The organism is Paenibacillus contaminans, from assembly GCF_003285015.1.
Taxonomy (GTDB): Bacteria; Bacillota; Bacilli; order Paenibacillales; family NBRC-103111; genus Paenibacillus_V; species Paenibacillus_V contaminans.
In genome coordinates, this window is the sequence record NZ_QMFB01000059.1 from 1 (window position 1) to 26,714 (window position 26,714).

Sequence of the window (26,714 nt, forward strand, 5' to 3'; positions counted from 1 at the left end):
GCCAGGCGAGCCGCGCGAGCGCTGCTCCGCCGGCGTCGCCCGCGGCTGAGCGGCCGACCGGCGCCGGCTCGGCGCGCAGCGCGAAGTCGCGCTCGCGCTGCGCGGCGTGCCGCAGCTCAAGCTGCAGCTCCTGCAGCTTGAGCAAGTCGCGGCGCAGCTGCGCGAGCGCGGCGTCGGCGTGCGCTTCGTAATCCGCCGAGCGGGCGGCGATCCCCCGCTCAGTAACGCCCAAACGGTCGCTGCCTTTCGCTTGCGGAGACGGCAATATGCCGAACATGTCAAGCATCCGGTCGCGCTTGCGAACCGCTTCCGCAAGCGCCTCGTCTCTCCAGACAAGCTCGTCCGATGCCGCAGCCGCCTCCTCTGTCCGGCGGATCCATTCTTCATCCGCCCGTTCCTTCGAACGCGTTGCCTGCTTGAAGCGTTCGGCAAAATCCCTTGCCTGGTCCCGCTTTGCAACCGTAACGAGCTGACGATCCAGCTCCTCCTCCGTCCAGCTTTCATCGATTTGCCGTTGCAGCTTGGCAAGCTGTTCCTCCAGCTGCTCTAGCTCCAGGCGCTGCTCCGCAAGCGAAACGATGCCGCTTCGGTAAGCGCCGATTTTTTCGACAAGCGGCATCATGTCCGCCTTGCCGGCAAGGCGCGAATCCCCTGCTTGCCGGGCGATCAGCGGCGCCATGGCTTCCTCTTGCTTGCCAAGCTTCAGAAGCAGCCTGCCCTCCTCGTCCAGCAGCCGGTCCAACTCCCCTGTCAATTGTTCGTAGCGGGACATGGCTTGCTCCGGAAAGGGAGCTTCATCCGAAACATCCGCAGCCGGCAGCGTATGAAGCTCTCGTTCGACCGTCTGCAGCCGCTGCCATACGTCTCGCGCTTGCTCGCATAATTCGAGCCAGCCAAGCTCCGCGCGCAGCCCGTTCGCCGACGTATCCGCTTCCGAAGCGGCCGCCTCCAGCCAGTCAAGCTCGGCGATGAGCGCATTGTAACGCCCCGACTGCTCGAAGCCCCGCCGCACGTCCGCCTCCAGCTGCTCGATCGTTTTGAGCGTGCGGTGCAGCTCCTGGTTTTTGCCTCGCGGCCGGTACAACTGCTCCATGTCCTGTCCGAGCTTTCGCTCGGCCGCCATGATCGAGGCTCCCCGAGATCCAAGGCCGGCGCTGTACAAATAGCCGCTCAGCTCGTCGCTCGTCAGCGTCCGCAGCTCCTGCAGCTCGCTGAGACCGAATGCGAACAGGCTTGAATAAAGCTCGCCGGATATGCCGCCAAGAAGCGCAGCAAGCGCGGAATCGCCGCTTTCGACGGAGCCGTCCTCCCGGATAAGCGCGGCTTGGCCGCCGGCTTGAGCACGGCCTCGCCCGGAGCCTCCGGAGAGCGTTTCGCGTCTTTCGATTCGCAATTCGCCGCCATTCCTGCCAACCACCGTGAGATAGCCGGCCGAAGGCATCGCGCTTCGCCATCCCGCCGTATCCGCTCCGCTTCGCGCCGGAAAACCGAACAGGATCGCTCTGACAAAAGCCATAAGCGTGCTTTTGCCCGCTTCGTTCGGTCCGAACACGACCGTAAACGGCTTATCGAGAAAGATCGTCCGGTTTGCAATCGGGCCGAATCGTTCGATATGTATCGATTTGATTTTCATGGCGCGTCCCGCCCTTCCGCATCCGCAAGAAGATCGATCGCAAGCTGCTGTGCGCCCCACAGCCATTCCCGCCGTTCGTCGGCGCCGAAAGCGACACCGGCATATTTGGCCGCCCGCGGATTGTCGAGCAGAGCTGCCGCCGCTTCGCCGCAAAATTGCTCCAGCTTCTCTTCATCCGCAAGAAGCTCTTCGCACATGCGCAGCAGGTCGCCGAGAAAGCCGCTCTGCGCCAGAAGCGCTTCGCGGTCCGCCTCCAAGCTTGTCCGCCGTTTGACCGATTCGAGCCATACGAACGCTCCGTATGCGGCCCGCTCCGTCTCCGCCTCGCGGAATTCGGCGGCAAGCTCCTCAAGATAGCCGGCCTTCGTCAGCTTCGTATGCAGCGGTCCGCGCCCCGTCAGCGACAGCCGGACGATCGCCGGCCTGCCCTCCGCTTCCAAACGGATCCGCTCAAGGTCGCGCTCGATCTTATCTTTAAGCGCTTGATCGCTTTCGGTATCCTCGATGGACACTTCCGTCTGAAACCATCTTACGGCGTCGAGCGCCCGAAAGCTGAGCGCAGTGCTGCCGTTCGCCGTTACGTCGACCACATAGCAGCCCTTGGCGCCCGTTTCGCGCACGCTTCTTCCCTGCGTATTGCCCGAATACACGATGAAAGGCGATTCGTGCAGCACGCGCCGCGTATGAATATGGCCGAGCGCCCAATAATCCATCCGGCTCAGCAGCAGCTCCCGCAGCGTGCATGGCGCGTAGTTGTCGTGGGCAGGATCGCCGTCCACATTCGTATGCAGCAGCGCGATATGGTACGGAGCGTCGGGAATATGTCCGTAACGGGCCGCCAAATTATCGGTTACGGCGGCTGTGCGGTATGACATGCCGTAAATGCGGGCGAGCACCTCTCCCGATTGGGATCGGGCCAGCATGCTTTCGGGCTCGCGGGATGAAAAGAAACGGACGGTATCCGGCCAATCGAGCCGGGCCGCCCGCCCGTCGTCGGGATCATGGTTCCCGTGAATCACATAAGCGGGAATGCCGCTGCCGGCAAGCCGCCGCATCGCTTTCTGAAGGCGAAGCTGCGCCCTCAGCGAGCGGTCCGCCGCATCGTAAACGTCGCCTGCGATCAGAATGAAGTCCGCATGCTCCCGCTCCGCGAGATCCACAAGCGCATCCAGCGCATCAAAGGTCGAGCGCCTAACGGTTTCCCGAATCGAGTCGGGCAAACCTGCCATGCCGCGGAACGGGCTGTCCAGATGCAGGTCCGCCGCATGTATAAAACGAAAAGCCGGCATAACCCGAATCCCTCCTGTAGCTTGCGTTTTGAAAATGAAAAAACATTTCGTCCTTAGCCGGTCGCATCAAACGCCTATTGGCTATCCTAATCTTGACGATGTGCACGACCCGCATCCCCGTCAATCGGCCGGTTTCGTTTTGTACACTTCGTACATTTTGGTCATTTGCCGGATGACGCGGTTGAGTGAGTAGGTCTTCTTCGCTTTCTCCCCAGCCGAGCGCGCCAACGCGTACCTGTACGACGGATCGGCTATCAGCTTCTCGAGGGCATGCGCAAGCGCGTGCGGATCCTCCGGCGGGACGAGCAGGCCGTTTCGTCCGTTCTCGATTTGCTCGGCGATACCGCCGACGTTCGTCCCTACGAGCGCAAGGAGACAAAGCGCAGCTTCCGCAAAAACCGAGCCGAACGCCTCCGCGCGCGACGGCAGCACAAAGATGTCGAAGAACGGCATAAACTCTTCCGGATGAAGCATATAGCCGTAAAAAATCGTTTCATCATAAATGTTCAGCTCGACCGCCAGCTGCTCCAGCTCCGCGCGGGACGGACCGTCTCCGATCAGATGCAATACGAAAGGATGCCCTTTGGATTTAAGCTCGGCGCATGCTTGGAGCAAAATATCGAGCCCCTTGGCAGGAACGAGCCGGCATACGGAAATGAGCTGCGGGACCGCATTTTCATGCGGAATCGGCCGAAACCGCTTCTCGTCGAAGCCGTTCGGGATGATGCCGATTTTATCCGGATCCTGAACGTAATCGGCGATATACTGCTTGAACGAAACGGATACCGTTACAATTTGATTGACCTTCTCTTCCAGCTCGCGATAAATGGAGGTTAAAAAAACGTGCTCGGGACCGCCCTCCTTGATTTTGCCGTTCAGCACAAGCTCCCTCTCGTAGCTCGAGTGAATCGTCATCACAACCGGCGTTTCGGGAAACAGCTGCTTCATCACAAGAGCGGCTATCGGATGATGCGCATGGATGAGATCGTACTTCTTCTTCAGCCGCATGCGCGTCCACCATACATAATCCTTATAGGTTTGTATATATTTGTCCACGATGGCGTTGCCGGCATATTTCTTCCAATCGAAAGTTTGAAAAACGACCTCCTCGGTCCCTTTGCTGCGTACCCGCTTCGGCAGCGAGAAGAGCTCCATATCCCAGCCCTTCTTCGTATAACGCTCTTGAATATACGGAATCATGGAGGAAACGCCGCCGGGCTGCTCCGGCGGAAAAAAAAGCGCTTGTAAAATATTCATGACTTCCTCCCAAACTGTCGGCACTTGTTCACTGCGGTCATGCGATCAATGTATAAATCGATTCTTGCCTGGCGCAAAGTCCGTTACTATGCGAAATCGGACCGTACCCGCAAGACTTCGAAAAATAGCAGACTGGCATTATTTAATATTCCCGTCCTTATCAGAACACATGCTCTTATGTTATTGTAACTCGTTGCCGATAAATTTGCTATAATGGATTCGCTCAGGTCGTCTGAAGCATGTTTCGGTTTATGCTTTGGTTTACGGACGGCCGCATTTTTTAAAAGAAGCTAATTCATTTGCTTGAATCCCCCGAAAAATATTCTTATGGAGCAATGATCCTACTTGCATCTTACCGCAGCGTCATTCAAAATGTGCGGGCTAAACGCAAAAAGGAGCTTCGGCGAATATCCGGCTTACAGAACTTGCTCACAGGAGGACGCGGATGAATGAACTTCAATTGTTTTTCGGCCCGTTGAGGCCGGTTTTCTTCTCATCGTTATTATTAATTATACTGCTGCTCATGTTTATCATGTCGCTGCGCTTGTACTTGAACCGGCGCAAAAAGGCATACGTCGCTTTTACCGTTGCGCTGATCCTGCTGATGCTTCAATATGCGTTCGTCATCGCTGCCGAAATCGCCGGCGTCTCGACCCAGGATTGGGCCGTATACGCCGTACGGCTCATGAAATTTCTTTCGTTCATTTATGTGAACTGGGGCGTATACCGGCTGTACAACTCTTCTGCGGCCAAGCATCAGCTAGTCTTTATACTGCTTACGGCCGTCGGCGTCATCATCTCGCTGCTGCATTTTGTCGAAACGGACTTGTTCGACGGCGCGCCGGTGCAGTTGCGGCTGCTTCAAGACGTTTGGCTGGAGCTGTATTTTTTTCTCGTTATGTTTTATTTCTACGCACGCATTACGCCGCGAATCGGCCAAACGACGAAATACCAGCTCGGCCTGGCACTGTTTTTCGCTTCGCACAGCGTGCATCTCGTTCACGAATACGGCTTGGACGGCCGGCTTCCGCTTTTGTATGCGGTTGAAAACGCGCTTACCCTCGCTTATTTCATTACGCTGTTCATGCTTTTGTTCGAACGGGTCGTTGAGCTGCTTCAAGCCATCTACACCAGCTCGATAACCGATGCGCTGACAGGACTGTACAACCGCCGTTATTTTATGAATCACGTTCAGCATTATGTGCTGCAGAACGCGCCGGTCTCGGTCATTTTCAGCGATATCGACAATTTCAAAAAGCTGAACGATACGCAGGGACACCAGCGCGGCGACGATGCGCTCCGTCAGGTTGCCCAAATCGTGAAGGATGCCTGCGGCGATATCGGCATTTGCGGACGTTATGGCGGCGAAGAAATGGTCGTGCTCGTTACGGATCCGAACACGGATGCGGGCGAGCTTGCCGAAACGATCAGGCGCCGGGTGGAAGCGGAAGCCGGGGTTACGGTCAGCGTCGGCTACAGTAAGCTGAAGCGCGGCATCACGCCCGACGGGCTGGTCAAGCAAGCAGACGAAGCCATGTACGTGGCCAAAACGACAGGCAAAAACAAAGTAGCCAAATATATGAAGCAAACGCCGCTGCAAATCGGATAATGCATGGACCGGAGTAACCAAAAGCTTACGCCTTGAAGGCTTCAATACGAAGCAAACAGGGCATAATCGTTATCGTTAATGCCGATACAAGTGAAGCTTGGCAGCCCGCCTTATGACCGAACACCGGAAGCTGCGCGCGATGCGAAAAAAATGACTGCGGTGATCGCTCAAACCATAAACGGCGGCAATAGGAGGATATAGATGGAATTCGAAAAAGGCTGGGAGAAATTGCTCGAGGTAACCGGAACGAAGGGCGCCCGGACGATCGAGCGGCATCATCAGTTTTCGCCGGATTTGTGTAAGTTTATCGTCGAATTCGCTTACGGGGATATTTACTCCCGGCCGGGCCTCGACTTGTCCAAGCGGATGATCGTGACGATAACCGCGCTTATTACGCAAGGGGACTGCGAGAAGGAGCTGACCGTTCATATCGGATCCGCGCTGAACGCCGGTCTGTCGCCCGAGGAAATCGTCGAGATCGTGCTGCACTGCATCCCGTATATCGGTTTCCCCCGCGTCATGAACGCGATGGCGATCGTTCGCGAGGTATTCGCGGAACGAGGCATCGAATACGGTCCGGGCAGCTCGGCTGCAGAGGCGCAGTCGGCCGACTAGAGGCTGTTTCGGATAAAGTTTGGGACCAGGATGTTTTCCCCTGTTTTAACCAATTCCATTCAAGTGTAAACAATGTATTGATGAAGACACGGTTATTGAAGTAATCACTTGAGGAGCGCGCGCTTTGCAAGGATAAACGGCTTCGCCGTCCTAAACGCTTTCGAAGAAAGCGACTGCATAAGCTGGAACTGGCGCGTTTTCCGAGGTTTAGAGCTGCTTCCACGATAACTTTCTAATAAAGTGAAGAAAACCACACTCCTAGTAGTACTCCATCAAGTCTAAAACTAGGGACTGATAACCTGGTTACGAAAGAAAAACACGGAACTCGTAATGGTTATGCACGAACCATGCGATTAGTGGAGAAAACCTTATTGTTCATGAGGCTGTCCTCACTATTCTACCGGTAAAACGCTCCTTTTCGCCAAATAGTGAGGCAAACGTAACTATCAATTTCGTTTGCCTCACTATTCGTTGCGTTTGCCTCATTATGCCACCAGAACACAGGTTTTCGGTTAGAAATAGTGAGGTTTGCCTCACTGATAGTTGCATTTGCCTCATTAACTCGTCCGAACACGGGTTTTCGGCGAGAAACAGTGAAGTTTGCCTCACTAGTAGTTACCTTAGCATTCATAAATCACTTCGCCCGTTCGCGATAAATCGTAACCTCTGATCGAGGCCAGCTCCTTGCGAAACGGCTCGCTGCGCAAAATACCGCAAATGGTTTCGATCAATTCGCCGTTATTCGGCGTATTGATCATGACAAGATCGTACCGCTCTTGAACGAGCGGGATGAATTCCGCGCCTACGAGATATGCCGCCTTCTCGATGCCGATCCCGACATCGGCATCGCCCGCAGCCACCGTACCGGCAACCCCCATATGACTGGTCCATTCATCCGAATAGCCGGCAATATGTTTGCCCTTTAGCTTTTGCGCCCGCAGCATTTCATCCAATAACACCCGTGCACCCGAACCTTTTTCGCGATTGGCGATGCGAATGCCCGATTTGCCCAAATCCCCCCAGCCGCGGAGTTCTTTCGGATTGCCCTTTTGCACGTAAAATCCGGCCGTTCGCGACAGCATATTCACTACTGTGTACGAATGCCCCGTAAGCAGCTTGCGGATATACGGGATGTTGTACTCGCCCGTATCGCCGTCCAACAGATGCGTGCTTACGATATCTGCATCCCCCTTGTACATCGCGATCAGGCTGTCCATACTCCCGGCAAATGCGCGCAAGGGTCTAAACGATTTCGAGCGGGACTCGATATGCTTCGCCAAAATATCCAAACTGACATCCTGCCCGGTTATGACGATAGTGCGAACAGTCCCTGACATTGCTGCTGTATGAGGATATGGATGAGGCACCCGCTTCGAATCTGATAAAGCTGCAGCTCTTGACGTATATGCCGCCGCTCCGCTTGCATCCTCCTCCGGCTCATCTGCCGGCGGCGATACTGACTGCAGCTCGACCGCTGAACCTCCGCTTTTGGCTTTCGCTTTGTAAGCGTCCAAATCCTCCGCATCAACCCTCATTTGCCTGCCGACCCGATAAGCCTGCAGCTTGCCTTTTTTAATCAGGTCGTAAACGGTCAGTTTGGATATTTTCAGCATCTTTGCAATTTCTTCCGTCGTATAGGACAAATGGCTGTTCACACGATTTTCCCGCCTTTATATCGATAGATTGCCGGTCCAACCGGCTTTCTTCATGTTCGTTACCTTTCATCTTATCAGGTATTATCCGGCATTTCATCACACCGAATTAGTTATATCTAAACATAACCAAATATCACTGCATATATTTAATATTTGATTTAATTATGATAAGATCGACTCAATCATTATCATTCCTAGCCATATCATTGTGCAGAAAAAAAGGGGAAACTATCGATGCTTCGTAAAAAACGCTTGATCGTACCGTTCGTGCTTCTATTGGGCATTTTGGGCTGTTCCCAGTCCGATAATGCAGGTAAAACCGAAGATAAGCAAACCAAAGAACCGGCCAAGACGGAGCTCGTCGTATCCGCGGCGGCTAGCTTGACCGACAGCCTGCAAGAAATCAAAAAATCGTTCGAGCTCCAAAACGGCTCCATCCAGTTAACGTTTAATTTCGGCTCGTCCGGCGCCCTTCAGCAGCAAATCGAGCAAGGCGCGCCTGCCGATTTGTTTTTCTCCGCCGGCAAGAAGCAAATGACGACGCTAGTCGAGAAAAAACTCGTCGATGAGAACGCCCAGAAAAACCTGCTGTCGAACGCCCTCGTGCTCATCATTCCTTCGGACGCCAAGGCCGTACCTGCAGCGGTAAACGACTTGACGAAGCCGGAATACAAAAAGGTAGCGACCGGAGAGCCCGAAACCGTCCCGGTCGGAGGCTACGCCAAGGATGCGCTGATCTATGCCAAACTGTGGGACGAGCTTCAGCCCAAGCTGGTTTTGGCGAAGGACGTACGCCAGGTGTTGACCTATGTAGAAACGGGCAATGCGGACGCCGGATTCGTGTACCGCACGGACGCGCTGACCTCAAGCAAAGTGAAGGAAGCGTTCGCCGTCGATCCGAAAAGCTACAAAACGATCGAATACCCTGTCGGTATTGTAAAATCGACCGGACATGCGAAGGAAGCGCAAGCGTTCTATGACTACCTGCAAAGCGAGGCCGCCCTCGGCATTTTCGTCAAATACGGCTTTACGGTGTACAAATGACCGTTTCCGCATTTGATGCGAACGTTTTTTTGGAGCCTGTTCTGCTTTCTCTGCGCGTATCGCTGGTAGCTAGCGTTCTGGTCTTCGCGCTTGGCGTACTGGCGGCCTGGCGGATGACCCGCAAAACGTTTAGGGGCAGAACGCTTCTGGATACGCTGTTTATGCTCCCGCTCGTGCTGCCTCCTACCGTTATCGGGTTTATTTTGTTGGTCGGAGTGGGACGTAAAAGCCAATTCGGCCTCCTTATCGAAGCATGGTTCGGTCAAACGATCGTATTCACATGGTGGGGAGCCGTGCTTGCCGCAGTTGTCATGGCTTTTCCGCTCGTCTATCAAACGGCCAAGGTCGGGTTTATATCCGTAGACAAACAAGTCGCGGACGCCGCCCGCTCGGACGGCGCTGCCGAAGGTCAAGTGTTCCTGTATATTACGCTTCCGCTTGCGGCGCGTTCGCTTTTCACCGCTTTCCTGCTCGGCTTCGCAAGGGCGCTAGGAGAATTCGGAGCCACGCTGATGGTCGCCGGGAACATTCCGGGCCGCACGCAAACGGTTCCGACCGCCATCTATATCGCCGTAGAATCCGGCAATTTGGCGTGGGCATGGTACTGGACAGGGGCGATTATCCTTATCTCTTTCCTCGTGCTGACTGTCGTTAATCGTAAAGTAGCGTAAGAAATAAACAAAAAAACGGATCGCCAGGAACTTCCGGCTTTCCGTTTTTTGATTTTCGGTCTTCGTTCTTCGGTCTTTGTCTTCGGTCTTCGGTCTTCGGTCTTCGGACTTCAATCTTCGGTCTTCAATCTTCGGTCTTCAATCTTCGGTCTTTGTCTTCGATCTTTGTCTTCGGTCTTTGTCTGCGCTATTCCGACTTCGCTCTTCGTCTTCGCTCTTCGTCTTCGGTTTTGTCTTCGTTTGTCTTCAATCTTCGGTCTTTGATCTTCGGTCTTCGTTTGTCTTCGATCTTCAATCTTCGATCTTCGGACTTCAATCTTCGGTCTTCGATCTTCGGACTCCAATCTTCGATCTTCTGTCTTCACTTCCGCCCCTATTAACTTGCTTTCGTCCTTCCCGCTTTCACATGCTTAAGCTGCGCTACGATGATGACGCTGATAATGGCGAGCAGAAACCAGGAGCTGATCTTACCGAAGCCGACCAGCCGCCATGCTTCGTGCTGATCCGGATACTTCCAGGCGCCGAAGAACGTTGCGATATTTTCCGCCAGCCAGATGAAAAAACCGACCAGCAGGAAAACGACCGTTAGCGGCATCCGGTATGTGCGGTCACGCACGGTATAATAAATGACCGTTTTCCAGAAGAGGATAAAAACAAGCGCCGTAAGCCACCAGCGAAAATCAGGGATGAAATGATGCGTAAAGAAATTCAAATAAATCGCCGCTCCGAGCGCTGCGACAGGCACCATATTCGGCCAACCCGTCATATCCATTTTCAGCCTGCGCCAAATCTGGCACATAAAGCTAGCTACGCTCGCATACATGAATCCGCTGTAGAGCGGAACGCCGAACCATTTGCTGTAGCCCGGCTCCGGATAGGCCCACGATCCCATATGCACTTTGTAAAGCTCCAGCGCCAGTCCGATCACATGGAAAACGCAGATTACTTTGATCTCGTCAAGCGTTTCGAGTCCGCTGCGGTACATAAGGAGCTGCACCCCGAGCAGTATTAATAAAATAAGATCATAGCGGTAAATGAACGGCAGATCGATCCATTTGGAAACGGCCAGCGTACCGAATATCGCCACAGGAAAAATGCAGCTCATCGCCTGATGGTACCCGAAATGCAGCAGTTGTACGAACTTTCCGCCAAATGAAAGCCGATTGCTTGCCGCAGCACGGTTACCGACACTTTTTTTCGATTGCTCCGTTTGCATGCTTGCCTCCGTTTTTAATATGGCTTTCCCGATGGTTTACGAATTCGCTGTTTGAATTCTAGTGTTTCCGCATACAAAGTCTCCCCGCAGACGAATATGCTCAAAGGGAAGCTGAGGATTGGCGATGCGCCAAAGCATCCGGTCGGCGGCGCGGTAGCCGCTTTCCTTGATCGGCAGCATCGGACGGGAGCAAACCGGCAGTTCGATCGTTTGTTCATTGATGAAGGCCACCAGCGAGCATGCTCGGGAAACGTCGACGCCCATCCTCTTCCACTCATCATACACGGCTCGCGTCTCCTCATCAATGCCACAAATGATGGCGCTTGGCTGCATGGCAGCCGGCCATTGTAACTCGACCACCCATGAGGCGCTCGCGACAACCCGCCTCACCCCCAGCTGCATGGCAACGGGGCAGGCTGCGGGCACTGCCGCTGCGCAGACTGTACGCAGGCGCGTAACGCCGGCCGAAGCGGATATCGCACTGCTGCAGCATGATCTGAAGCGGCAAGGCGCCATACTGGACTAACCGTGAGGCCCGCTTAACGGGTAAAATGAACAAACCCCCTTGGCATAAACTGCAAGGGGGTTCGTATATCTTTTCGTAACGTTACGATTCGACCATTCACTTTTTCGTCCGCTTCCTAAAGCTTAAAACTTGACCATCAATCCCATCGTTTCGCGCGGCGCTTCTTTCGCCTGCCTATAGCCGGTTTCCATTGTTTCAAGAGAATAGACGCCGGTTATGAGCGGCTTAATATTCAAACGTCCGTCCGCCAGCAAACGAACGAATTCCTCTAAATTTCTTCCCATCGTCCAGCGGATATATCCGTACGGATAATCTTTGCCTTCCTTCTCGTACTCTTGATCGTAACGTCCGGCTCCCCCCGCGCGGGAAATCGTAATTTGCGCTTCTTTGGCAAACAGCGCGTTCCGGTCGAATTCCGTGTTCGTATCGCCGACGATGACGACTTTGCCTTTGTCGCGAATCCATTCGATGCCTTGATCGACCAGGCGATGAGTCTTCGAGCTTGCGCAAATAAGCACGGCGTCGGCGCCTTTGCCACCAGTCAGCTGCAGAAGCTGCTCTTTAACCTCGTCGCCGTTGCGGCAAGCCTTCAGCAAGCCGGTCGAGTCCATCAAGTCGCAGCGCTCCTCCATATGGTCGACGGCAATGACGCGGAATGCCGCCGCCCGCGCGAGCTGAGCGATCAGCTGGCCGAGAATGCCCAATCCGAGGACGACGACCGTTTCGCCGAAGCGCAGATCGGCTTGGCGAAGCGCTTGTACGCCGATCGAAGCGATCCCCGCGAAGGCGGCTTCCTGCGGATCGACATGATCCGGAACCGGCGTGACATGATGCTTGTAGCCAAGGAAATATTCGCCGTGAGTCGGTACGCCATAGCAGGCTACCCTTTGACCGGCTTTTACATGCGTTACGTCTTTGCCCACGGATTGGACGATTCCCGTAGCGCTGTATCCCAGGAAGACGTCGGACTGCGCCCAGCCGAGCACCATTAGCTCCGTACCGGTGCTCATCGCCGAATAATCCGTTTTAACGAGCACGGACTGATCCGTCACCTCGGGAATGGGAATATCGACGATCGTTAATTTGCCGTTCAAGCTTTTTGCTGATTTCATGGTTATCCCGCCTTCTGGTTTATGATTTAATGTACAAGTCAACAACATTCATATGAACATCCATAATACTAATGTATATGTAATGCACATCTTCATCATAAGCGGATCGTTTTACGCTGTCAACCCGTTTTTTCTCTATCCGTCCTCATTCCCCTCTATTGAAAAAGCGGTTATACTAAGTGTTATACATTACAGCTAATGTACACTTGATTGTTTAAGGGGATTCGCATGAAAAATAAAGTTAGCCGCAAAACCTTTCAAGACCGGCTGGACGACATGGTCCGTCAGCTGCGTCAAGATATATCGAGCGGCCGTTATGCCGCAGGCAGCTTTCTTCCCTCCGAAAGCGCGCTGGCCGAGCAATTCCGGCTGAGCAATAAATCCGTCAGGAAAGGCTTGGAGCAGCTGGTGGAGGAAGGCGCGATCGTCAAAATAAACCGGGTCGGCAACCGGGTCGCCGAACATGCCCGGCAGTTGAAAACCGTCGTCACGCTCGGCTGCGCCTCTTCGATCGAACGCGATTTCGAGCTGGCCAAGCTGCTTGACGATTTCCAAAAGCTTCACCCTTGGATCGAAGTGAAAACGATCAATTATGCTGCGGAGACGTCCTCGGGTCCTCACAGCTTTGTAAAAATGGCTCGCGCCTATTTGGAAGCCGGGCTGATCGACGTTATGACGTTAAACCAGAACAACCTTCAGGAAATGTTCGAGCAGAACGCCCATGATTGCCTGGAGCCGCTGGAGCCTCCCGCTGACGTGTATCCGTTCGTCGTATCGCCGGTTACGTTTGACGGTACGACTTACATGCAGCCTGTCAGCTTTTCGCCGGTCTTGCTTTGCTATAACCGGACCCACTTCCGCGATGCGGGATTGCCGGAGCCCGACAGCAGCTGGTCATGGAAGGAGCTTCGCCGCGTCGCCGAATCGATAGCCGTTCCGGAGGAAAGATACGGTTTCTACTTTTATCTGCTGTCGGAAAACCGCTGGCCGATATTTCTTATGCAGAGTGAGCCCGGGACCGGGCATAAGCCGGACGAGTCAACGGCTAACGGCTGGCTGAACGGCATCCGGCTGGTTCGCGATATTATTTCGGATCGGATCATGCCCGGATACCTTACCGAAAGCAGCGACGACGTCAATCAGCTGTTTTTGCAGGGAACCGTCTCGATGATTCTATCCAGCTATTTCAGTATGAACGAATTCAAGCACACCGACATCGATTACGATATTTCGCCGCTGCCGGTTCTCAACCGTTCCGCTTCGCTGATGGTCATAATCGGCCTGGTCGTCAGCCGTAACGCCAAAAACAAAGAAGCCGCCAAGCTGCTCGTATCGTATTTCGCATCCCATAGGGCTCAGCAGCTTATCCGCGATCTGACGACAAGCCTTCCCGTAATCAAATCGATTGCGGAAGGAGCGCCGTCCCCGGAGGCTCCCCCTTTGAACAGGCCGCCGCATGAGGCCATGTTCCGCGAGCTTTTCCCTTCGTTCCGGCTGCACAGGGATTTGAACCTGTCCGTCGCGGATCAGCTCTCGCTGCGCAGCGTGCTCAAGCGCTACTGGTCCGGAATGAACGACGAGGCGTCCCTTCTGGAGCAAATTGCCGTACTTAACCGCGAGAAATGACGCCATCCTGCAGTTTACGTTATGCAAGTAGTGGCGGACTGCTTTTACGATCCGACTCGTCCGCTTCGCCGGCTAAGCAAACAAAAAAGAAGCTTTCATATCCGCTAAAACAGTGGATACGAAAGCTTCTTTTAACAAGTGCGGCTGCGCTGTTCCGCTTTTTTGCTTCCGGCGCAGCCTCGTAAATATTCGCCTATTATCTGCTATGCGTAAATATGAGGATTTTGACGGCGGCACTCTTCCATCACGGCCATTTGCTGACGAACCTGCTGCGGCGTTACCTCTAGCGGCGCACCTTCGGAGAGCGTCCGGTACAGCATGCCGTACAATTGCTGCGTCATGAAGCCGAACGAATTCGTGCCTTCCGCCGGTTCCCATTTATGCTCGTGCCAGGTCAGCGTTTCGCTGCAGTATGCAGGCGTGCCGTCCGGCTTGAACAGCGGCGTGCGAACCAGCTCCTGCTCCGGCGCCTCCTCCGGAATGAAATATTTCCATTCGAGACCTGCGGAGTTGCCCTTCAAACCGCCGTTCGTGCCTTGAATGACGAATTGCGGGCGCGGATATGCGCTGCAGGAAGAAATTTCGAGGTCAATCGTCGGACGGCCTTGTCCGCGCATGATGATTTTCACATAATCTTCGGCATCGCCGAACGTATTGGCCCGGTCCATGATGCAAGTGATTTGCGGCATGATATCCGTTCCGAACAACTGAAGCGCCTGGTCGACCGGATGCGGGCCCGTATTCATAAGATTGCCGCCGTTATTCGATTGCAGCGTCTGCCAATCCCATCTGCGCCCGAAGTAATTGTTCGTGAAATCGACTTGTACGATACGTCCCAGCACGCCCGACTCGATGATGGATCGGATTTGCGAAAATGCAGGCATATAACGCGATTGTTGAAACACGGCCAATACTTTGCCGTTGCGTTCGGAAGCTTCGATCAGACGGTCCACTTCCTCAGCGGTTTTGGCCAGCGGCTTCTCGCAAAGCACGTTAACCCCTTTATTCAGCAGATCGAGGGTAATCGGAAAATGAAGATCGCTCGGCGAAGCGTTAACGACCAGATCCAGCTCTTCGTTTGCAACCATTTCCTCGTATGTGGCGTATGCCTTGCATTCGAATTCCTTCTCGGCGCGCTCCCGGCGGTCAGGCAAGCCGTCTGCGACTGCGACAATACGGTAGTTGTCCTTCATGCCCGTCAGGTTTGCCGCGTGAATGTCCCGTCCGCTTCTTCCTTGTCCGATAATACCCACTCTGATCAACTTGCTCATTTCGAACTCCACCTCTTATCGTTATGTGTAGGCTGTCGCTTCTAAAACGTTTTCTTGCATAGCCATACTATAACGCGAGGGGTGCGTTAAAGACTTGCACTTTTTATTCAAATAATTGCATTATTTTTCGCTTGAAAAAAGCTTGTTTAACAAAAAGGCGTGATTTCGGGATCGGGCGCGTACGACAACGATTTTTTGTAAGCGGTCGGCGTCAGTCCCGTCTTCTTCTTAAACGTACGGATAAAATGGCTCAAATGATGAAAACCGACCTCGTAACAAATATCCGTCATGGAAAGCTGATCGCCGATGATCAGCTCCTTCGCCCGCTCGATTCTTGTTTCGTGGAGCCTTTCGATAAAAGCCGTACCGGTCGTGCGTTTAAACTGATGGCTGAAATAGGCGGGAGCCATATTGGCGAGCTCCGCTCCTTGCTCGAGCGTAATGTCCTTCATGTAGTTTTCCGCTATATATTTAATCACCTGGTCAAAATGCGTCTGCTTCAGACGGTTGGCACGACCTTCCCTGCTGTTCCGGTCCTGCTTTCCGAGCTCCCGGTCCATCAGTTGCAGCAGCTTGACGAGATTGAGTTGGATGGAAAACTCATAGCCTTTTTCCTTATGCTTCAGCTCGTCGGCAATATCGAGCAGAAGCTGCTCGACCAGAAGCTGCTTCTCCGGCGAAAAATGAAGCCAAGTACCGCGCAAGTTCGCCGTCTGTCCCTCAATCGGAGCTTCGCTCGACGGTTTCTCGTCGTCCGGATTGGCATTGCTACCGGCATTCATCCACGCCATAACCGTTTGAGTAAAGCCGGCCAGCTTTTCGTTAACCAGCACCGGTAAAAAATCGATCATCACGATGTCGGCGTCATGTCCGTCGGTGTTTACGCTGTGCTCGACCCATGGTGGGATCATGAACAGATCGCCCTTGGAAATGACCAAATCCCGGTCGCAATAAAAATGGCGGCAGCTTCCGCGCATGACATATATCAATTGCACGTAGTCATGCATATGAACGTCTTGTTTTCTTTTGGGGTAGTTGCCGAAATGAAATTTAAACGGAAACCGCTCTTCCATGAAAGTCTTATACTTCATTACCTGCACGCTCAATGCCGCTTCCCCCGTTCGCGGCCGCTCACCGCATAAAGCGAAAAGCCGGCCGGTTATATCGCGATTACCTCCATTGTAAACGAATTCCGCGATACGTACACAAGTTTTTGCACAATGGCGCCGCAATCGCGCAGCGGCTACGAAGGATTCGTCATGCTGCGGTATTCGTCCACGAACCTCTTGGCGATCTTATACGAATCGCTATCTTTCATGCGTCCGAGCTTACGCTCCGCTTCGCCGATCGCTTGTGAAGCTTCCTTCGTATCTCCCTGCAAATAGGCGGCTTTGGCGACATCCTTCCACGCTTTTACGATGACAAGCTCGGATTCGAGCAGCCCGATCAGCTCACGGCACCGTTCGTACGCTCCGATACTTGCGAAGCTCCCGATAACGCCTCCCCCGTCTTCGGTCGGACCGGCCAAATAGCTCTCTTTATCGTATAAAACGAAACCATCAGGCAGCGAGTTTGTCAATTCGACCAGCTTTCCGAATATCCGATCCGCCAGCTTCGTTTCGCCGAAACGTTCGGCGTGTACCGCAGCCCGCTCATAAATCGAAACATAATACGGCCAATAATATTCGGAGGACTGCAAGAGCGGTTCCTTCTTTATCATGTCCGCGAGCCTCAATCCCCCTTCAACGTCCCCTGCTTTGAAAAACGCGGAGGTCATTATCCTAACGAGGCTAATCCGGTCTGCAGCATGATCGATCGTCTTCAAAATGTCGACGCAGCGCAGCAGCAGGTCGCCCGCTTGCCCGTTCTTTCCGTCTTCGGCGTACCGCTCCGCGATTTTCGCCCATGCGGAGGCTTTGTAGAATGCATCATCGATTGTCTCGACTGTCCGCTCCGCTTCGTCATATTCTCCGATTGCGGCATATGCGTCTGCTGCGTTAAAGCGAATATTGCGTTTCAGCTCCACTGATATCCAGCTTCCGGAAGCTTCCAAAGCACGATCCAGTCCCGCCAAAGCCGATGTTTGCTCCTTGGCATCGTTTCGTGCCTCCTGCGCGCGAACCGCGATCCGTTCGATCGTTTCCATGACGGAACGATAAGCCGAGTTTTCATCTATGGCAGGGGTTTGAAATGCCCGCTTGCTTCCTTCCTCTTCGCGTTCCCCGCTAGCTTGCACAATAAGCGCTTGTTCCGCCCCGTTCGGCGCCGCTGCTTTTAATGAGAGTTCCCCGCCTGTTTCGGCCTTGCAGCCGGCGATCAGCACAAAGAATAGCAACACAACCGCTTGCGTCCGCTTCACCGTATCTCCTCCGCTATTCATAGGATAATGCGTTCCGAATTTTAGACGCAGGCGTAGGGATTTTCGTTGCAGAAAACGTCGGCGGAATATAAAAACGGCAAGTTGTGAAAAAAGGGAGTAATCATGCAAGGATAAACGGCTTCCGATTTAAGGCTGGTGCAACTGCCAAAAAGGGTTATTCAGACCTGTGTGCTTCCCGAAGGAGCTCTGATTAGTTGAAAAAACCGCCTTGCGGCGGCTTTGATGTGCGATATACGTTTGTTCGTTTGACGAAAAATCCTCGCTAGTCGCTTGCATGCGGGCTGCAGTCCGATTTGCCCGCTTGGAATCAAGTACCGCTTCCTTTCCCCGCCTCTAGTCCAAAAACGCCTGCTTGCAGCGGGTATTTTGCTCGGCACACCGGTGAATCCGTTCTCCAAGCCGGCAAAATCGGACTCCAGCGTAAGACGAACCTCGATACCATCCTGCAAACGGGCTTTTTCGGACTACAGACCGACTGCCCCTTCTAAAGCACCTTCATCCTTATGCCCGATACTTCGCGCCCGCACTGTCTTGCACCGCTCCCGGAACCGCTTTGCCCGGCCAGAAGGCCCATTTCCCAAGCAGCACCGTGATCGCCGGGACAAGAAACGGCCGAACGACGAACGTATCGAGCAGAATGCCGATCGCCGTTACCGTTCCGAACTGTACAAGCACCTGAATCGGCAGCGTTGCAAGCACCGCGAACGTGCCGGCCAGAATCAGTCCGGCCGATGTGATGACCGAGCTCGTTTCGCTTACGCCTTGCGCAATCGCATCGCGAAGCGGCATAAACTTGCGTTTTTGCCAGATGCTCGAAATCATGAAGATGTTATAGTCTTCGCCGAGCGCGACCAGAAAGACGAATGCATACAAGGGGATGAAGCCTTGAATAGCCGAAGCCCCCATTACCTCGTGCAAAATGAACCAGCCTGCGCCAAGCGCGGAGAAGTAGGAAAGAACGACCGTTGCGATCAAGTAAAACGTCGCGACAATAGAACGCAGGTACGCAACCAGCAGCAAGGCGATCAAGCCGATTACGATTGGCATGACGACCTTCTCGTCGCGTTCGTTAAGCTCACGGGTATCGTACTGGACGGCCGTTTGGCCGCCTACCCACACTTTCTCGCCGTCAATACCTGCCTTCTGAAGAGCGGCGGCTGCGGTTTCGCGAACGACCGGAATACGATCCATCGCTTCGTTGGAGTACGGATCGACATTAAACTCAAGTTCGTATGCTTCCAGCTGCTTGTTCGCCGAGCCTTGTACGGGACCTGTCACGTTGACCGCAAAAGGCAGCTTCGCAAGCTCTTCCTTCACTGTCGTCTGTTTCCCGTTCGCATCCACGATTACCTTAACGGGCGCCAATGTTCCCGGCGTAAAATGATCGGATATTAAAGCGAATCCCTCCCGCGAAGGAATATCCTCCGGGAAAGACTGCAGCGTATTAAACGTATATTTCGTAGTTCCCGAGTAAACGGCCAAACCGCCGAGCAACAGAACGCAAACGATTAATATTTGCCACGGCCTGCGGACTACGAATTTGCCTAGCGCCTGACTGAACCGGCCCACGCTTTGCTGCCGTTTCGCAGGTTTATTTTTGCGCTTCGCGAGCTCCTCCGCCATTTGCGGCGTGCGCGGGACAAATGGATAAAACGAAACGCGGCCGAAAATCGCAAGCAGCGCCGGTACAAGCGTCAAGCTCGCAAGTCCCATGATAAGTATAGATAGCGAGAAAGGTGCGGCAAAACGCTGATAGACGCCATATTTGGCAAACATGAGCACAAACAGCGAGATGACGACCGTAAGCCCGCTCATGGCTACCGCTCCCGAAGAGCCGCCGAGCGCCAAACGCATCGCACGATACCGGTCCTGTTCCTCCAAAAGCAGCTGCCTGTATTTCGCAACGATAAAGAGACAATAGTCCGTGCCGGCTCCGAAAAGCAGTACAGTCATGATGGAAACCGCCTGGCTGTCGATTTCAATCGCGCCCGAATCCGCAAGAGCGCCGAGCAGCGGGCTTACGAGTCCGTAGGCGAAGCCGACGCCGATCAGCGGTACGATCGCCAATATCGGAGAACGGTACAACAGGATAAGAAGGATGAGTACAAGCAAAACCGTCGCGAGCAAAAGCGAAACATCCGCTTTCTTGAACAACGCGGAAGCATCGACCGAGATGCCGGCGGGACCGGTCATACGGGCATGCAGCTTTTGTTCGTCCAAGCCGCTTGCGGAATCGAAAGGATTCGAGCCTATGATGGCGGAAGCCCGTTCCTCCACTGCTGCAAAACTTTCCTTCAGCTTCTCCGAAGGCGTTTCTTCCTCGAAAAAGATCGGTGCGACGAGCGTCGTGCCGTCCTTCGAAACTTGTGCCTGAAGCGCAGGGAGCGGCAGCTTATGCAAGGGCGGCACCGCCTTCTGATTTTCAAGCGGCTTTTCCTCCAAGTCCTTGGCCAGCTTCTGCACGGCTGCGAGGTCTTCCTGAACAAGTCCCGAAGGGCGATACCAGACGACAAGCGCCGGCAACCCGGAATCGCTGGTGAATTCGCTGCGCGCCAAAGCATCCGCCTGCATGGAGGCCATCGAAGCGGGCAAGTTTTGCGCGGCATTATTTACCGTTTGATTGACTCCCGGCAGCACGGCCGATAAAACGGCAGTTAATACAATCCAAAAAACAACGGTCACCCATTTCGATTTCGGACCGGCCACAAGCCGGCCGTATCGGGTCAAAAACGATTCTTTCTCCATTTCGTGTCATCCCCCTGAATAAGAAATAACTGTGTACACAATTATATATACCAGTCGGTTAATTTACAAGCGACATTATTTTTAAGCGGCGCCGTCTATGTTATAATCAAATTCTAGTTTTTTATCGCTTTCGTCCGGAGGTGAAACGATGACTACCAATCCGAAACGATCGCCCGGCAGACCTGCCGCCGACACGTCGAACGAGCCGGTTGCCGGGGCAATTCTCAACCACGCATCCTTGTTATTTATGGAATACGGCTATGACGGCGTTTCGATCAGCGACGTTGCGGCCGCTTCCGGCGTCACGAAAGCGTCCGTTTATTATTATTATGCCTCGAAATCCGAGCTTTTCGTCGCTTCGATAACCCATAAGCTCGGGCGGATCATCCCCCATATCGCGCTCGTGCTGCAGCGCGACGAGCCGCTTAAGGATCGAATGAAGCTGATGGCGGAATTGTACTTGAAAAACGCGCGAATGGATTTCGAAGGCATGCTGATGAAGGCGATCCACTCCCTTTCAGTCGAGCAATTGCAAACGATCCGGGCGGCAGAACGTAAAATTTACGAAACGATTGCGGTAGAGCTCGATGCGGCGAACCGCCGCGAAGAAATTTTTACGCAGGATCCGGTTTTGGCGGCGCACGCCTTTACTGCGATGCTTACAATCGGCGACATCCGCTATGCCGAGCACCACGGCCTCTTCGATTCGCCGCGCGAAGCTGCAGACCGGATTGTCGAGCTGTTTTGGCGCGGTATTCACATCTAAACCCACAAGATAAACAGCTGCGCGGTCCTTTAAAGGAAAACCTATACATTCTTATCTTTACAAATAAAGGAGAACCTATGCTCACATTACCCGCAGCATACCTCGAACGAACCCGCGCACTGCTCGGAGAGGAAGCCGAACCGTTCCTTGCCTCATACGGGCTGCCGCGCACACAGGGTCTGCGATTGAATTCATCCAAGCTGGAAACGGACTCCGATACGTTCGACGCCATCCGCGCCATGTTCCAGCTCGAGGCGGTGCCATGGTGTCCGACCGGCTTTTACTACGAAGAACCTAACCGGCCCGGCAAGCATCCATATCATGCCGCAGGCCTATATTACATTCAGGAGCCTTCCGCAATGTCCGCCGTAGAATTGCTGGATCCGCAACCTGGCGACGTCGTGCTCGATTTGGCGGCTGCCCCTGGAGGGAAAACGACGCAAATTGCCGCGAAAATGGGCGGCCGCGGGCTGCTTATCGCGAATGAAATTCATCCCGGCCGGGCAAAAATACTTGCCGAAAACGTAGAACGGATGGGCATTGCAAATGCGGTAGTGTTGAACGCCGCACCCGATCAATTAGCCGGCCGCTTCCCCTCCTTCTTCGATAAAATCATGCTGGACGCCCCGTGCTCGGGCGAAGGCATGTTCCGCAAAGACCCGGATGCGATCGGCGAATGGTCGCCCGCTCATGTTACGATGTGCGCTGCCAGACAATCGGATATTTTGCGCCAGGCCGTCGCCATGCTTAAGCCGGGCGGGATGCTTGCCTACTCCACCTGCACGTTTAACCGCGAAGAAAACGAACAAACCGTCGATGCGATTGCTCTATCGTTCCCCGAGCTGGAAATTGTCCGAACGGAGCGCATTTGGCCGCATAAACATAAAGGCGAGGGGCATTTTGTCGCTTTGCTGCGAAAAACGGACGACGCCGGCATTGCCCGCTCTAATGATTCTAAACATATCGGAGGAAAAGAGCGATCGGCGAAAGCCGGCGGCAGCCAGCTGTCCGCCGCCGGAGCTTGGACGCTTTTTCGCGATTTCGCGTCGGCGTCGCTGCCCGCTTCCGCCCGAATCACAAGAATTGTTGATTCCGAAGGCGAGCCGCTCCTGTTCGGCGATCAGCTTTATTTCTTGCCGCATACGGATGGTTGCACCTTTCGTTCCGGCGATCTGAAGGGCTTAAAATCGCCGCGGCCAGGGCTTCATCTCGCAACGATCAAGAAAAACCGCATCGAGCCAGCCCATGCTTACGCGATGGCCATGCCCCGCATGTCAGCCTGTGACGGCGTCGTTTCGCTGCCGGCGGCAGATCCGGGAGTGACCGCGTTTCTGAAAGGCGAAACGCTGACCGCGGAACAAGGTATGCGAAACGGCTGGACTTTCGTAACGGTGGACGGATATCCGCTGGGCTTCGGCAAAACGAGCGAAGGTCAAATCAAAAATCATTATCCCAAGGGGCTCCGTACCTTAGGACAAGGATAATCGGCTGTGCAGTCCTCAAAGGATTAACGCGAGATTCGGCTGATGTTAAATAAGGGCCGCATGCAGATACGTGCATGCGGCCCTTATGCGATGCGAAAGGAAAATCAATGAAGCTGCTCGGTTTCAAAAAGGATCTCGTCAAACGGCTTGTTGTGATACAGCATCGTTAAGCTGATTGATTGATACTCCTTCTCTTTATCGAGCTCCCGAAGCAATTGCGCGGCAATCCGTTCATGATCCTTGTGGGCGTCAAGCTCGCGAAAATCGATAAAACCGCTCAATTGCCTGCTGCTAATATCGACGGTAGCCGTTCCGATCGGCAACCCGCCTTTGGACTGCTCATAAATTTCGTACGTCAGCGTGTCCCCGTCATCGCGGCCGAGCACGACCGTATACGTTTCGTCATCAAAATCGTCAGCGGAAAAATCGGTCTCCGGAAAATCGGGATCCTCCGCCAGCTCCCCCATCATCGCCGCATCGTCGATCAAATCGTCATGCATCAGCTCAACGGTCTCGATAATTTCCCCGTCGAACCAGTGATTGATGACGAAAATGTCGATCTCGTTCTCGTCGAAATCCGATACGAGCAGCTCCGTCACATGATCGATTTCGATCTCCGTCGGATCGGACGCCCAGCGTATTTCGCCGTCGACCTCGTGGCTGGCAACGACCGCTTCCACTAAAGCGATCGTTTCCTTCTTTTTGTTAAAAACGCCGTACTCGATTCGGCTGCGGCCCTCGCCCGTTACGGCGAGCTCGTAATAAACCGGCTCTTCGGATCGTTCGCCGGACAATTCCGTTTCGTCCGATAACATTTCGAAACGGTCGCGATCCTCGACCGCTTCATCCCCCGCGTAAAAATCGTCATCCACCCAATCATAATCGTAATCGTCTGTCGAAACGATATGATCGTACAGGCTATAAGTCACGATCACCTCGCACGAGGTTGCGCGCAGCGAATGTATCGTGTCTTGAATATACTGCTGTACGAAAGCTTCTACCTGCTGCTTTCCGCCTTCCGGCAGCGATCTTTTTTCCAGCTGGACGGAGCCGGAAATGCGGTCGCCGTCACGATATACAAGCGTTATCGTCCCTGCAAAACGGCCGTTCACAAGGATGTCGCTCACTTCCCCGCCCGCCGTTCTCATTTCGGGACGCAGCCTGATTGACGCCATTTTTATCCCCTCCGCTTCTGGGCTTTCGAATCCTTTCTTACATTTCCCTATTTTCGCCCAAAATATATGCCTAAGGGCGTCCGTCCAATCGAAAGGCGGCATTCGCCATACTATAAAAGTAGACCGATGGCAAATGCGGATGAGCGATCATCCCCCCCTGTACAGCAGCCCGCTGTCGGAACACTTGCTCATCAAGGAGGCGACCCCATGTCTGCAGGAGTTGGCGGATTATTTACGTCGACGGGAACTATTCTCGTACTATTCATCTTGCTGGTAATTGTGAGCTGCGCTTGCCTCTTCTAACAAACGTTAAACGAACCGCATAAAACCTCGCAGCAGCCGATCAAAAACGTAGTCCGAATCGTACCTGCAGCCGTCCCAGCGACCGCAGCATGATTTTCCGGAAACAAGGATTAACAGCTATGTCTCCCTTACGCCGGCGTTTAACGGGAAATCGAACAATCAGCGGAGATAAACTTTCTATGATTTGACGCAAAAAGGATTGCCCGACGAGGGGGCAATCCTTTTTACATATAACCGTATTATACCAAGCAATATTCGCGCAGCGCAGCGCTTACGCCATCCTTATTGTTCGAAGCGGTTACAGCGTCCGCGCTGCTTTTGACCGCCTCGGGCGAGTTGTCCATCGCAATGCCGAGCCCGGCGAATTCGATCATTTCCACATCGTTGAAATAGTTACCGATCGCCATAATATGCTCGCGGTCGATTCGAAGCGAGCCGGCCAGCTCGCGCAGCGCGTTCCCCTTCGTCGATTCGGGATGCATGATATCCGCAAAATGGTCGCCGCTCCGGATAATCGAAAGCGGGCAGCCGATGACGGGATATTCGCGTTCCAGCTTGTCGATCTCCTCCCGCTCGCCGAAAATGGACATTTTTACGATCCCTTGATCGATAGCCATTACATCGGAAACAAGCTTCGGCGTCATCAAATATTTGCCGTACATGGCGCGCGTCTCTTCGGTCAGCTTCTCGACGTACATGTCCATAGGCGGACAAATGTCGAAATGGATGTTGTTATTGCGGCAATAGCTGATGACGGGCTCCGCCTGCCGTACCGTAAACGCATATTCGTGAATGATGCTGCGGTCCCGGGAATTTACCGTAGCCCCGCCGTTATGGGAAATCATAACGCCTTCAAGGCCAAGCTGGTCCATAATCGGCATCGTGTTAAGCGGACTTCTGCCGGTGCAAAGTACGATAAGCGCTCCCGCTTCGCTGACGGCCCTTACCGCATCCTTCGTCGCATCGGTCAGTTTGTAATCGTCGTTAAGCAGCGTACCGTCAACGTCAAGCGCAATCAGTTTATATGGCATCGTTTTTCCCTCCAAGTCCTCCCATGTTAGCGTCCTTCCTTGAGCGCCTCCAGCTCCGTCTCCGTAAGCTCGCGATATTGACCCGCAGTCAGCCCGGGATCCAGCGTCAACGGTCCCATTGTCAGCCTCTTCAAAAAAACGACTTTTTTGCCGACTGCCTGAAACATTCGCTTCACCTGATGAAACTTGCCTTCCATGATGGTCAGCTCGATTTCCGAGCGAACGGGCGTATTCGTTTCCTCCGTCTTCAAAACCTTAAGCTCTGCGGGCATCGTCACATAACCGTCATCCAGCGTGACCCCTTGGCGAAACGCTGCCGCATCGCCGTCCCCTACAGCTTCGGGTCCTTCTACGATGGCGAAATACGTTTTGGGGACATGCTTTTTCGGCGAAAGCAAATTATGGGCCAGCTTGCCATCATTCGATAGAAGCAGCAAGCCCTCGGTATCCTTATCGAGACGGCCGACCGGAAACATGTCGAAATGGCCGTATGATTCGTCGAGCAGATCCAGCACCGTTCGGTCTCTCGTGTCTTCCGTCGCGGAAACGACGCCCTGCGGTTTGTTCAGCATCAAATATACAAACTCGCGAAAAAGCGCCGATTCGCCATCAACCGTAATGCGGTCGATTTCGGGATTCACCTGCAGGCCGCTGTCCTTGGCGATTTTGCCGTTCACCTCGACGATTCCCCGCTTCACCAGGTTTTTGATTTCGCTTCGGGTGCCGAAGCCGGTATGCGCGAGAATTTTATCGAGTCTTTGCGTCTTCTTCATGGACTCCACCTCCAACCCGCCGGATATTCGTTTTTCAGCATGCCGTCCTGCCATTTGCCCCAGCCGACCGGAAAGCCGTCCACGCAAACCAGGCAGTAGCCTTTTAACGTCACCGAGTTATTTTTAACGGCGATTGCGCCGGGTTCCAGCTCCAGCGTTTCCCCTTTCAGGTAACGCACCGCTTGCGCATAGGCCGCCGGATTCGCCATGCCGAAATTCAGGCAGCGGAGCGCCTGCTCCGCATACAGCCCCATCGCCAGCGCGTGCGACGGCTCGAAGCGGCCCCTCCGCAAGGCGCCGGCATACCAGCCGGGGCGCGCGACCTTCAGGCCGGCCAAGTCCGGCAGCACCTCCGGCGCCAAATACAGATGCTCGCCGAAAACGACCGGCACGCCCGGCAGGGGGGCGGTCAGCTGCTCGCGAGCGAACTGCAGCCATGGCGCCATGTCCGGCCCGGTCGGCGCCGCCGTGCGGCCGTTCGCGCGGCTCGCGCCTTGCGCCTGCGGCGCGCGGCCTTTGCCGCCGCCGCGCTC

23 protein-coding genes and 1 pseudogene are annotated in these 26,714 nt (G+C 54.1%); 9 read left to right on the top strand and 15 right to left on the bottom strand.

Translation table 11 applies throughout. The features are described 5' to 3' along the window. The 3 genes from DQG23_RS40940 to DQG23_RS40950 form a co-directional block, all read right to left on the bottom strand. Positions 1-1,633 (bottom strand): AAA family ATPase (locus tag DQG23_RS40940; RefSeq protein WP_158560959.1); only part of this gene is annotated, 1,633 nt, incomplete at its 3' end. Beyond that, entirely contained in the window at positions 1,630-2,922 is a 1,293-nt protein-coding gene (locus DQG23_RS40945) for a metallophosphoesterase family protein (RefSeq protein ID WP_113036831.1), read from the bottom strand. The genes DQG23_RS40940 and DQG23_RS40945, both read right to left, overlap by 4 nt. 120 nt (positions 2,923-3,042) lie before the next feature. Further along, positions 3,043-4,179 (bottom strand): glycosyltransferase family 4 protein, encoded by a 1,137-nt coding sequence (locus DQG23_RS40950; RefSeq protein ID WP_113036832.1) that lies wholly within the window; start codon positions 4,177-4,179, stop codon positions 3,043-3,045. Positions 4,180-4,624: 445 nt separating this feature from the next. Between DQG23_RS40950 and DQG23_RS40955 the strand changes: the two genes are divergently transcribed. Both DQG23_RS40955 and DQG23_RS40960 read left to right on the top strand, forming a co-directional pair. Next, the gene (locus DQG23_RS40955; RefSeq protein ID WP_113036833.1) at positions 4,625-5,788 is read left to right on the top strand and encodes a GGDEF domain-containing protein; all 1,164 of its coding nucleotides are present in this window, start codon (positions 4,625-4,627) and stop codon (positions 5,786-5,788) included. Positions 5,789-5,989: 201 nt separating this feature from the next. After that, positions 5,990-6,403 carry a carboxymuconolactone decarboxylase family protein gene (locus DQG23_RS40960; protein ID WP_192894702.1) on the top strand — a complete coding sequence of 138 codons (414 nt, stop codon included), beginning with the start codon at positions 5,990-5,992 and terminating at the stop codon, positions 6,401-6,403. A gap of 620 nt (positions 6,404-7,023) precedes the next feature. Here DQG23_RS40960 and DQG23_RS40965 read toward each other — a convergent pair. Further along, a complete protein-coding gene (locus DQG23_RS40965) occupies positions 7,024-8,058 on the bottom strand; it encodes a helix-turn-helix transcriptional regulator (RefSeq protein WP_113036834.1) in 1,035 nt (344 codons plus the stop codon). A gap of 234 nt (positions 8,059-8,292) precedes the next feature. On the opposite strand from DQG23_RS40965, the gene modA reads away from it, so the two are divergent. Continuing rightward, entirely contained in the window at positions 8,293-9,102 is an 810-nt protein-coding gene (modA, locus tag DQG23_RS40970) for a molybdate ABC transporter substrate-binding protein (protein ID WP_113036835.1), read from the top strand. Further along, positions 9,099-9,773, top strand: a complete 675-nt coding sequence (gene modB, locus DQG23_RS40975; RefSeq protein WP_113036836.1) for a molybdate ABC transporter permease subunit — start codon at positions 9,099-9,101, stop codon at positions 9,771-9,773. The genes modA and modB overlap by 4 nt, the downstream gene beginning before the upstream one ends. 376 nt (positions 9,774-10,149) lie before the next feature. On the opposite strand, the gene DQG23_RS40985 is transcribed toward modB, so the two are convergent. Further along, positions 10,150-10,989 (bottom strand): DUF817 domain-containing protein, encoded by an 840-nt coding sequence (locus DQG23_RS40985; protein WP_113036838.1) that lies wholly within the window; start codon positions 10,987-10,989, stop codon positions 10,150-10,152. Positions 10,990-11,025: 36 nt separating this feature from the next. Then, entirely contained in the window at positions 11,026-11,391 is a 366-nt protein-coding gene (locus tag DQG23_RS40990; protein WP_337589433.1) for a substrate-binding domain-containing protein, read from the bottom strand. Between DQG23_RS40990 and DQG23_RS42780 the strand changes: the two are divergent. Further along, positions 11,321-11,515, top strand: a pseudogene (locus DQG23_RS42780) (FAD-dependent oxidoreductase); the annotation flags it as partial. The gene DQG23_RS40990 and the pseudogene DQG23_RS42780 overlap by 71 nt on opposite strands. Before the next feature lie 122 nt (positions 11,516-11,637). On the opposite strand, the gene DQG23_RS41000 reads toward DQG23_RS42780, so the two are convergent. After that, positions 11,638-12,627 carry a zinc-dependent alcohol dehydrogenase gene (locus DQG23_RS41000; RefSeq protein ID WP_158560960.1) on the bottom strand — a complete coding sequence of 330 codons (990 nt, stop codon included), beginning with the start codon at positions 12,625-12,627 and terminating at the stop codon, positions 11,638-11,640. 228 nt (positions 12,628-12,855) lie between these two features. Between DQG23_RS41000 and DQG23_RS41005 the strand changes: the two genes are divergently transcribed. Next, positions 12,856-14,253 carry an extracellular solute-binding protein gene (locus DQG23_RS41005; protein ID WP_113036841.1) on the top strand — a complete coding sequence of 466 codons (1,398 nt, stop codon included), beginning with the start codon at positions 12,856-12,858 and terminating at the stop codon, positions 14,251-14,253. A 203-nt stretch (positions 14,254-14,456) separates the two neighbouring features. Here the strand turns inward: DQG23_RS41005 and DQG23_RS41010 are convergent, their stop codons facing one another. From DQG23_RS41010 to DQG23_RS41030, 4 genes are all read right to left on the bottom strand, one after another. Next, complete coding sequence (locus tag DQG23_RS41010; protein ID WP_113036842.1) at positions 14,457-15,524, bottom strand: Gfo/Idh/MocA family protein; 1,068 nt, start codon at positions 15,522-15,524, stop codon at positions 14,457-14,459. Positions 15,525-15,670: 146 nt separating this feature from the next. Beyond that, on the bottom strand, positions 15,671-16,624 hold the full coding sequence (locus DQG23_RS41015) for a helix-turn-helix domain-containing protein (RefSeq protein WP_238178266.1): 954 nt from the start codon (positions 16,622-16,624) through the stop codon (positions 15,671-15,673). 143 nt (positions 16,625-16,767) lie between these two features. Then, positions 16,768-17,883 carry a hypothetical protein gene (locus tag DQG23_RS41020; protein WP_113036844.1) on the bottom strand — a complete coding sequence of 372 codons (1,116 nt, stop codon included), beginning with the start codon at positions 17,881-17,883 and terminating at the stop codon, positions 16,768-16,770. 522 nt (positions 17,884-18,405) lie between these two features. Then, on the bottom strand, positions 18,406-20,649 hold the full coding sequence (locus DQG23_RS41030) for an MMPL family transporter (RefSeq protein WP_113036846.1): 2,244 nt from the start codon (positions 20,647-20,649) through the stop codon (positions 18,406-18,408). Positions 20,650-20,797: 148 nt separating this feature from the next. Between DQG23_RS41030 and DQG23_RS41035 the strand changes: the two genes are divergently transcribed. Together DQG23_RS41035 and DQG23_RS41040 are read left to right on the top strand one after the other, a co-directional pair. After that, on the top strand, positions 20,798-21,415 hold the full coding sequence (locus DQG23_RS41035) for a TetR/AcrR family transcriptional regulator (RefSeq protein WP_113036847.1): 618 nt from the start codon (positions 20,798-20,800) through the stop codon (positions 21,413-21,415). 77 nt (positions 21,416-21,492) lie between these two features. Next, complete coding sequence (locus tag DQG23_RS41040) at positions 21,493-22,899, top strand: RsmB/NOP family class I SAM-dependent RNA methyltransferase (protein WP_113036848.1); 1,407 nt, start codon at positions 21,493-21,495, stop codon at positions 22,897-22,899. 104 nt (positions 22,900-23,003) lie between these two features. On the opposite strand, the gene DQG23_RS41045 is transcribed toward DQG23_RS41040, so the two are convergent. After that, a complete protein-coding gene (locus DQG23_RS41045) occupies positions 23,004-24,074 on the bottom strand; it encodes a hypothetical protein (RefSeq protein WP_113036849.1) in 1,071 nt (356 codons plus the stop codon). A 207-nt stretch (positions 24,075-24,281) separates the two neighbouring features. On the opposite strand from DQG23_RS41045, the gene DQG23_RS43340 reads away from it, so the two are divergent. Next, positions 24,282-24,377: a YjcZ family sporulation protein gene (locus tag DQG23_RS43340; protein WP_238178263.1), complete on the top strand. Its 96-nt coding sequence runs from the start codon at positions 24,282-24,284 to the stop codon at positions 24,375-24,377. Between the two features lie 239 nt (positions 24,378-24,616). Here DQG23_RS43340 and DQG23_RS41050 read toward each other — a convergent pair whose 3' ends face one another. Genes DQG23_RS41050 through DQG23_RS41060 form a run of 3 tightly spaced genes read right to left on the bottom strand, consistent with a single transcriptional unit; the run spans position 24,617 to position 26,627 of the window. Next, the gene (locus DQG23_RS41050; RefSeq protein ID WP_113036850.1) at positions 24,617-25,408 is read right to left on the bottom strand and encodes a Cof-type HAD-IIB family hydrolase; all 792 of its coding nucleotides are present in this window, start codon (positions 25,406-25,408) and stop codon (positions 24,617-24,619) included. A gap of 26 nt (positions 25,409-25,434) precedes the next feature. Next, the gene (locus tag DQG23_RS41055) at positions 25,435-26,181 is read right to left on the bottom strand and encodes a pseudouridine synthase (protein WP_113036851.1); all 747 of its coding nucleotides are present in this window, start codon (positions 26,179-26,181) and stop codon (positions 25,435-25,437) included. Beyond that, entirely contained in the window at positions 26,178-26,627 is a 450-nt protein-coding gene (locus DQG23_RS41060; protein ID WP_238178264.1) for an RsmF rRNA methyltransferase first C-terminal domain-containing protein, read from the bottom strand. Before DQG23_RS41060 ends, DQG23_RS41055 begins: the two co-directional genes overlap by 4 nt. Positions 26,628-26,714 lie beyond the last annotated feature (87 nt).

Excerpts from the sequence above, each read along its gene's own strand:
- DQG23_RS41055 (WP_113036851.1), bottom strand. The coding sequence starts at position 26,181 with ATGAAGAAGACGCAAAGACTCGATAAAATTCTCGCGCATACCGGCTTC.
- DQG23_RS40960 (WP_192894702.1), top strand. The coding sequence starts at position 5,990 with ATGGAATTCGAAAAAGGCTGGGAGAAATTGCTCGAGGTAACCGGAACG.
- DQG23_RS41045 (WP_113036849.1), bottom strand. The coding sequence starts at position 24,074 with ATGGCGTCAATCAGGCTGCGTCCCGAAATGAGAACGGCGGGCGGGGAA.
- DQG23_RS40945 (WP_113036831.1), bottom strand. The coding sequence starts at position 2,922 with ATGCCGGCTTTTCGTTTTATACATGCGGCGGACCTGCATCTGGACAGC.
- DQG23_RS41000 (WP_158560960.1), bottom strand. The coding sequence starts at position 12,627 with ATGAAATCAGCAAAAAGCTTGAACGGCAAATTAACGATCGTCGATATT.
- modB (WP_113036836.1), top strand. The coding sequence starts at position 9,099 with ATGACCGTTTCCGCATTTGATGCGAACGTTTTTTTGGAGCCTGTTCTG.
- DQG23_RS41060 (WP_238178264.1), bottom strand. The coding sequence starts at position 26,627 with ATGGCGCCATGGCTGCAGTTCGCTCGCGAGCAGCTGACCGCCCCCCTG.
- DQG23_RS41050 (WP_113036850.1), bottom strand. The coding sequence starts at position 25,408 with ATGCCATATAAACTGATTGCGCTTGACGTTGACGGTACGCTGCTTAAC.
- DQG23_RS43340 (WP_238178263.1), top strand. The coding sequence starts at position 24,282 with ATGTCTGCAGGAGTTGGCGGATTATTTACGTCGACGGGAACTATTCTC.
- DQG23_RS41005 (WP_113036841.1), top strand. The coding sequence starts at position 12,856 with ATGAAAAATAAAGTTAGCCGCAAAACCTTTCAAGACCGGCTGGACGAC.
- DQG23_RS40985 (WP_113036838.1), bottom strand. The coding sequence starts at position 10,989 with ATGCAAACGGAGCAATCGAAAAAAAGTGTCGGTAACCGTGCTGCGGCA.
- DQG23_RS40955 (WP_113036833.1), top strand. The coding sequence starts at position 4,625 with ATGAATGAACTTCAATTGTTTTTCGGCCCGTTGAGGCCGGTTTTCTTC.
- DQG23_RS41040 (WP_113036848.1), top strand. The coding sequence starts at position 21,493 with ATGCTCACATTACCCGCAGCATACCTCGAACGAACCCGCGCACTGCTC.
- DQG23_RS41035 (WP_113036847.1), top strand. The coding sequence starts at position 20,798 with ATGACTACCAATCCGAAACGATCGCCCGGCAGACCTGCCGCCGACACG.
- DQG23_RS40950 (WP_113036832.1), bottom strand. The coding sequence starts at position 4,179 with ATGAATATTTTACAAGCGCTTTTTTTTCCGCCGGAGCAGCCCGGCGGC.
- modA (WP_113036835.1), top strand. The coding sequence starts at position 8,293 with ATGCTTCGTAAAAAACGCTTGATCGTACCGTTCGTGCTTCTATTGGGC.
- DQG23_RS40990 (WP_337589433.1), bottom strand. The coding sequence starts at position 11,391 with ATGCAGCTGGGGGTGAGGCGGGTTGTCGCGAGCGCCTCATGGGTGGTC.
- DQG23_RS41030 (WP_113036846.1), bottom strand. The coding sequence starts at position 20,649 with ATGGAGAAAGAATCGTTTTTGACCCGATACGGCCGGCTTGTGGCCGGT.
- DQG23_RS41010 (WP_113036842.1), bottom strand. The coding sequence starts at position 15,524 with ATGAGCAAGTTGATCAGAGTGGGTATTATCGGACAAGGAAGAAGCGGA.